Origin of the sequence: uncultured Methylobacterium sp. (assembly GCF_964251405.1) — a bacterium.
GTDB lineage: Bacteria > Pseudomonadota > Alphaproteobacteria > Rhizobiales > Beijerinckiaceae > Methylobacterium.
Window position 1 is genome coordinate 1 of sequence record NZ_CAXUJR010000139.1, and the last position, 6,253, is coordinate 6,253.

At 68.5% G+C, this 6,253-nt stretch carries 5 protein-coding genes; 3 read left to right on the forward strand and 2 right to left on the reverse strand.

Annotated features, from left to right (window positions below; translation table 11 throughout):
- Nucleotides 1–26 precede the first annotated feature (26 nt).
- Both mmsB and ACFE7U_RS17055 read right to left on the reverse strand, forming a co-directional pair.
- A complete protein-coding gene (mmsB, locus tag ACFE7U_RS17050; RefSeq protein WP_375410905.1) occupies nt 27–920 on the reverse strand; it encodes a 3-hydroxyisobutyrate dehydrogenase in 894 nt (297 codons plus the stop codon).
- Nucleotides 921–961: 41 nt separating this feature from the next.
- Nucleotides 962–1,882, reverse strand: a complete 921-nt coding sequence (locus tag ACFE7U_RS17055; protein ID WP_375410906.1) for a LysR family transcriptional regulator — start codon at nt 1,880–1,882, stop codon at nt 962–964.
- A gap of 138 nt (nt 1,883–2,020) precedes the next feature.
- Between ACFE7U_RS17055 and ACFE7U_RS17060 the strand changes: the two genes are divergently transcribed.
- The 3 genes from ACFE7U_RS17060 (at nt 2,021) to ACFE7U_RS17070 (ending at nt 6,228) form a co-directional block, all read left to right on the forward strand.
- The gene (locus ACFE7U_RS17060) at nt 2,021–3,190 is read left to right on the forward strand and encodes an iron-containing alcohol dehydrogenase (protein WP_375410907.1); all 1,170 of its coding nucleotides are present in this window, start codon (nt 2,021–2,023) and stop codon (nt 3,188–3,190) included.
- 27 nt (nt 3,191–3,217) lie between these two features.
- The gene (locus ACFE7U_RS17065; RefSeq protein ID WP_375410908.1) at nt 3,218–4,744 is read left to right on the forward strand and encodes a CoA-acylating methylmalonate-semialdehyde dehydrogenase; all 1,527 of its coding nucleotides are present in this window, start codon (nt 3,218–3,220) and stop codon (nt 4,742–4,744) included.
- Nucleotides 4,745–5,001: 257 nt separating this feature from the next.
- Entirely contained in the window at nt 5,002–6,228 is a 1,227-nt protein-coding gene (locus tag ACFE7U_RS17070) for an ABC transporter substrate-binding protein (RefSeq protein ID WP_375410909.1), read from the forward strand.
- Nucleotides 6,229–6,253: the final 25 nt, after the last annotated feature.

Here is a 6,253-nt window from a genome sequence, read left to right on the forward strand (position 1 = left end):
CGTGCGCCGACCGGCGGAGCCACCTCTCATCCCGCAGAGCCATCGTCCCGCAGGTGACGGACGATGCCTGAGAAATCCGTCCCGCCCTCACCCGCCGCGACGAAAGCCGCGTAAAGCTCCGCTGCCGCGGCGCCCAACGGCGTCCGCGAACCGGTCGCCGTCGCCGCCTCGGCGGCAAGGCGCAAGTCCTTGAGCATGAGGGCCGCCGCGAAGCCCGGCTTGTAGCCGTCGTTCGCGGGCGAAGTCGGAACGGGTCCGGGCACCGGGCAATAGGCGGTGAGAGACCAGCATTGGCCCGAGGAGGTCGACGCCACGTCGAACAGTGCCTGGTGCGAGAGCCCTAGGCCCTCGGCCAGCACGAACGCCTCGGCGACGCCGATCATCGAGATGCCGAGCAGCATGTTGTTGCAGATCTTGGCGGCTTGCCCTGCGCCTGCACCACCGCAATGGACGATCCGACGGCCCATCGCCTCGAGCACGGACCGCCCTCGGTCGAGCGCCTCCTGCGATCCGCCGGCCATGAAGGTCAGGGTCGCGGCCCGGGCGCCGCCGACGCCGCCGGAGACCGGGGCGTCGAGGCTGAGATGGCCCCGCTCGCCGGCAAGCGCGTGCGCGGCCCGCGCGCTGTCCACGTCGATCGTCGAGCAATCGATCAGGAGCGTACCGGACCGCAGGGCGGGCAGCATGTCCGTGAGGGCGGCGAGGAGATGGCTTCCGCTCGGGAGCATCGTCACCACGACCTCCGCCTGCGTGGCGGCCTCGGCCGCGGACGCGATCCGGATTCCTGCCTCGCTCGCCGCGGCACGGGCCTCGTCGGAGGGATCGAAGCCCGTGACCGCGTAGCCCGATCGCACGAGGTTGCCGGCCATCGGCCCGCCCATGTTGCCGAGCCCGAGGAAGGCGATTGTGGTGGGTTTCATGATCGTCCCTGTCGCAATGGGCGAGATGCGGAAATGGCGGATCAGGTCGCCGGCGCCGATCGGCCCAGGAACAGGTCGCTTGCGGCATCGACCTCGTCCCGGATAAAGCGCCGGGCAGCCCGTACCCGCGCCGTCTCGGCCACGTCGGCATGGGTCACCAGGGAGTAGCTGCGCCGCAGGCAGATTTCCCCCGGCAGCACGCGTACGAGTTCCGGATGCCGGGCCGCCATGAAGGCCGGAAGCACGCAGAGACCGTAGCCGGACAGCGTCGCCTCCATCTGGGCGTGGAGGCTCGAGCTTTGGACGCGCGCCCGGATCCCGCGCCCGCCGACTTCGTCGAGGTAATCGAGGCCGCGCATGAAGACGAGGTCGTCGATGTAACCGACGAAGGTGTGTCCGGTAAGGTCGGCGCGGGTGTCGATGGGTGGATGGCCGGCGAGGTAACCGGACGCGCCGTAGACGAACAGCACGTACTCGGTGAGCAGTTCCCGGACGAATCGCCCGCTTTGGGGCGGGTCCAGCGTCACGGCGATATCGGACTCGCGCCGCGACAGGGCGACGATCTGCTGGATCGCGATCAGCTCCACGGCGAGGTTCGGGTTGTCTTGCGCGAAGCGCGGCAGCCGACCGGCGAGGAAGAAGTTACCGAAGCCCTCGAGCGTACTGATCCGGACCGTCCCGGCGACCGCCAGATCCGCGTCGGCGACATCACGCTCGGCCCTCAAGGCCTCGGCCTCGATCGCCTGCGCCGAGGCCAGCATCCGCTCGCCCGGTTGGGTCAGGTTGTAGCCGCGAGGGTTGCGCTCGAACAGCTTGGCGCCGAGCGCCGTCTCAAGGCCGGTGATGCGGCGGCTCACCGTGGCGTGGTCAGTCGCGAGGCGCTGTCCTGCCCCAGAGATCGTGCCGGAGCGGGCGACAGCGAGGAAGAACCGGAGGTCGTCCCAATCGAAGGATTTGGGCATGGGCCCCGGCATTTCCGCACAGAAACTGGGCGAGAGTTCCCGTGTCTGTGCGCGAGTGTCAATGCTAACGTTCCTGCCACAAGACGTCCCGTCCTTAGCCGGAGCGAGAGGCGTCGCACGTTCCAGGGAGATGAAGCCATGGCAGGTGCAGCCATCGCGCTGCCGCGAGTGCTGCGGATCGGCGCGGGCGCTCTCGGTGATATCGGCAATGTTTTGCGCGATCTCGGAGTATCTCGCCCCTTCGTCGTCACCGACCGGTTCCTCGCCTCGCAGCCTGCCGCCGCGAGCCTCACGGCGGCCCTCTCCCGCGCTGGCATGTCGGCCACGATCTTCGCCGACGCCATCCCCGACCCCACCGAGGCCTCCGTCGCGCTCGCCCTCGCGGCGATGAGCGGCGACCATCACGACTGTGTCATCGGCTTCGGGGGCGGCAGCCCCATCGACACCGCCAAGGCGGTGGCGGTGCTCGCCGCGCGGGGCGGCGGCCGGATGCGCGCGCTCAAGGCGCCCCATGTCGAGGATCGGCCCGGCCTGCCCATCATCGCGATCCCGACCACTGCGGGCACCGGCTCGGAGGCGACCCGTTTCACCATCGTCACGGACGAGGCCACCGACGAGAAGATGCTCTGCATCGGCCAGGCCTATCTGCCGGTCGCCGCGATCGTCGATTACGAGCTGACCTTGTCGAAGCCCGCTAGGCTCACCGCCGACACCGGGATCGACGCGCTGACCCATGCCATCGAGGCCTACGTGTCCCGCCGCGCCAATCCGTTCTCCGACGGGATCGCGCTTCTGGCGATGAAGGCGATCGCCCCGAATCTGCGCACCGCTTTCCGCGAGCCGGACAACCACGCCGCCCGCGAGGCGATGATGCTCGGCGCGCTCCAGGCCGGCATGGCCTTCTCGAACGCGAGCGTCGCGCTGGTGCACGGCATGAGCCGGCCGATCGGCGCGCATTTCCACGTCGCCCACGGCCTTTCGAACGCGATGCTGCTGCCAGTCGTCACCGCCTTCTCGGCCTCCGCCGCCCCGGCGCGCTACGCCGATTGCGCCCGTGCGATGGGCCTGGCCACCGAGGCCACCGGCGAGGCGCAAGCCGTCGAGCTACTGGTGGCGGAACTGCGCGACCTCAACCGCGATCTCGAGGTCCCGAGCCCGCGCGCCTACGGCCTCGACGCCGGCCGATGGCGCGCGCTGATCCCGGTCATGGCCGAGCAGGCCCTGGCCTCCGGCTCGCCGGCGAACAACCCGCGCGTTCCGTCGGCTTCCGAGATCGCGGCCCTCTACGAACAGGCCTGGGAGGCCTGAACGCTCTCACTCGAAGGACGACCGATCATGGCCATGCCCGCACACCAGCAATCGCCGACCCGGATCATCCCGCATTTCGTCGGCGGCCAGAGCGTCGAGGGACGCGGCGAGACGCGGGGCGAGGTCTACGACCCGGCCACCGGGGCGCTGACCGCCCACGTCCCCTTCGCCACGCAGGCCGAGACCAAAGCGGCGATCGAGGCGGCGGCCAAGGCCTTCCCGGCATGGTCCGCGACGCCGCCCCATATCCGCGCCCGGGTGCTGTTCCGCTTCCGCGACCTCGTCGACCGGAATACCGATCGTCTCGCCGCCATCATCACCTCCGAGCACGGCAAGGTGCTCTCCGATGCCCGCGGCGAGGTCATCCGCGGCCTCGAAGTGGTGGAGTTCGCCTGTGGCATCCCGCAGGTCCTGAAGGGTGAGATTTCCGAGCAGGTCGGCCGCGGCGTCGACGTGATCAGCGTGCGCGAGCCCCTCGGCGTCGTCGCCGGCATCTCGCCGTTCAACTTCCCCGCCATGGTGCCGATGTGGATGTTCCCCGTCGCCATCGCCTGCGGCAACACCTTCGTGATGAAGCCCTCGGAGAAGGACCCATCTCTCGCCGTGGAGCTGGCGCTGCTCCTCAAGGAAGCGGGGCTTCCCGACGGCGTGTTCAACGTCGTCCACGGCGACAAGGTGGCCGTGGACGTGCTGCTCGAACACCCCGAAGTTCAGGCGATCTCGTTCGTCGGCTCCACCCCGGTGGCCGAGCACATCTACAAGAGCGGCACGTCCGCCGGTAAGCGCGTCCAGGCGCTCGGCGGCGCCAAGAACCACATGGTGATCATGCCGGACGCCGACCTCGACGGCGCGGTCGATGCGCTGATGGGCGCGGCCTACGGCTCGGCCGGCGAGCGCTGCATGGCGATCTCGGTGGCGGTCCCCGTGGGCCGCGAGACCGCCGACGCCCTGATCGAGCGGCTGGTGCCCCGCGTGCGCGCCCTGAAGGTCGGCCCCGGGACCGATGCTGAGGCCGAGATGGGGCCGCTCGTCAGCCGCGCCCATCTGAACAAGGTCTCGTCCTACATCGACACGGGTGTCGAAGAGGGCGCCGAACTTCTGGTCGACGGGCGCGGCCTGTCGCTGCAGGGCTACGAGCAGGGGTTCTATATCGGCGGATCGCTGTTCGACGGGGTGCGCCCCGACATGCGCATCTACCGCGAGGAGATCTTCGGGCCGGTCCTGTCGATCGTCCGCTCGGCCACCTTCGGCGAGGCGCTCGACCTCGTGAACGCGCACGAGTTCGGAAACGGCACCGCGATCTTCACCCGCGACGGCGGCATCGCCCGCACCTTCATGACGCGCGTGAAGGCCGGCATGGTCGGCATCAACGTGCCGATTCCGGTGCCGATGGCATTTCACTCCTTCGGCGGCTGGAAGCGCTCGCTGTTCGGCGACCATCACATGCACGGCCACGAGGGCGTTCGCTTCTACACGCGCCTGAAAGCCACCACGGTGCGCTGGCCGGACGGTGCGGGGTTGGGGGCAGAGTTCACCATGCCGACGATGACCTGAGCGCACTCAAGCCGGTTCCCTCTGAATGGAACCGGCTTTTTTCGGGGAAGGCCCCTATTTTCCTTGCGTTGGCCGAGCCACCCGACGCGAAAATGGTCTAGGCTTTCGTGCGATCGGCGTTCTGCATGACGATCGTCCTGGCCGACGAAAGGCGCGCCTCTTGGCGAGCGGCCCAAAAAGATCGCGGACCCGAAACGGGCAGCACCAAGCATCAGAGGGCCGGCCGACGAGCCAACGCCCCGACCGGAGGAATAGTGATGGGACAGTTCAATCTCGGGCTCGCCTGCGTGGCAGGCTTGGTCGCCGCCACTGCCCTGACGCCGAACCGGGGTGCGGCGCAGACGGTCTCCGACGGAACCGTCAAGATCGGCATCCTCAACGACCAGTCCGGGGTCTACGCCGAGTTCGGCGGGCGCTCCTCCTATGAGGCCGCCCGCATGGCGGTGGAGGATTTCGGCGGCAAGGTGAACGGTGTCCCGATCGAGGTGATCACCGCCGATCATCAGAACAAGCCCGACATCGCGTCCTCGATCGCCCGGCAATGGTACGACGTCGACAAGGTCGACGCGATCATGGAGCTGACCACCTCATCGGTGGCGCTGGCCGTGCAGGGCATCTCGAAGGAGAAACGCCGGATCGACATCGTGACGGGTGCGGCCACCACCGAGCTCACGGGCAAGCAATGCAGCCCATACGGCTTCCACTGGGTCTACGACACGCGGGCACTGGCAGTCGGCACCGGCGGAGCCCTCGTCAGCCAGGGCGGCAATTCCTGGTTCTTCCTGACGGCCGACTACGCCTTCGGCTATTCCCTCGAGAGCGAGACGTCCAAATACGTCAAGTCGAAGGGCGGCGAGATCAAGGGTTCGGTCCGCCACCCCTTGAGCGCCAACGACTTCTCGTCGTTCCTGCTCCAGGCCCAGGCCTCGGGCGCCAAGGTCGTCGGACTTGCAAATGCCGGCCTCGACACCGCGAACTCCATCAAGCAGGCCTCTGAATTCGGCCTCGTCCAGGGCGGGCAGCGGCTGGCCGGCCTGCTCTTCACCCTCGCGGAGGTCCACGGCCTCGGGCTCAAGGCGGCGCAGGGCCTGACCCTGACCGAGGGCTGGTACTGGGACCTCAACGACGAGACCCGGGCCTTCGGCAAGCGCTTCCAGGAGCGCACCAAGCGCATGCCGAACATGATCCATACCGGCACCTACTCGGCCGTGACCCATTACCTGAAGGCGGTCCAGGCCGCTGGCACCGACGACGCGGATGCCGTCGCCAAGAAGATGCGCGAGCTGCCGGTCCAGGATATCTTCGCCAAGGACGGCCGCGTGCAGGCCAACGGCCGCATGGTCCACGACATGTACCTGTTCGAGGTGAAGAAGCCGGCCGAGAGCAAGGGGCCTTACGACTACTACAAGCTGCTCGCCACCATCCCGGGCTCCGAAGCCTTCGGGAAAGCCGAGGATAGCGGCTGCCCGTCGATCGGCCAGTGATGCCGGCCCGAGTAGGAGCGGGATT

Coding starts and splice junctions, on each gene's coding strand:
- mmsB (WP_375410905.1), bottom strand. CDS start 920: ATGAAACCCACCACAATCGCCTTCCTCGGGCTCGGCAACATGGGCGGG.
- ACFE7U_RS17055 (WP_375410906.1), bottom strand. CDS start 1,882: ATGCCCAAATCCTTCGATTGGGACGACCTCCGGTTCTTCCTCGCTGTC.
- ACFE7U_RS17060 (WP_375410907.1), top strand. CDS start 2,021: ATGGCAGGTGCAGCCATCGCGCTGCCGCGAGTGCTGCGGATCGGCGCG.
- ACFE7U_RS17065 (WP_375410908.1), top strand. CDS start 3,218: ATGGCCATGCCCGCACACCAGCAATCGCCGACCCGGATCATCCCGCAT.
- ACFE7U_RS17070 (WP_375410909.1), top strand. CDS start 5,002: ATGGGACAGTTCAATCTCGGGCTCGCCTGCGTGGCAGGCTTGGTCGCC.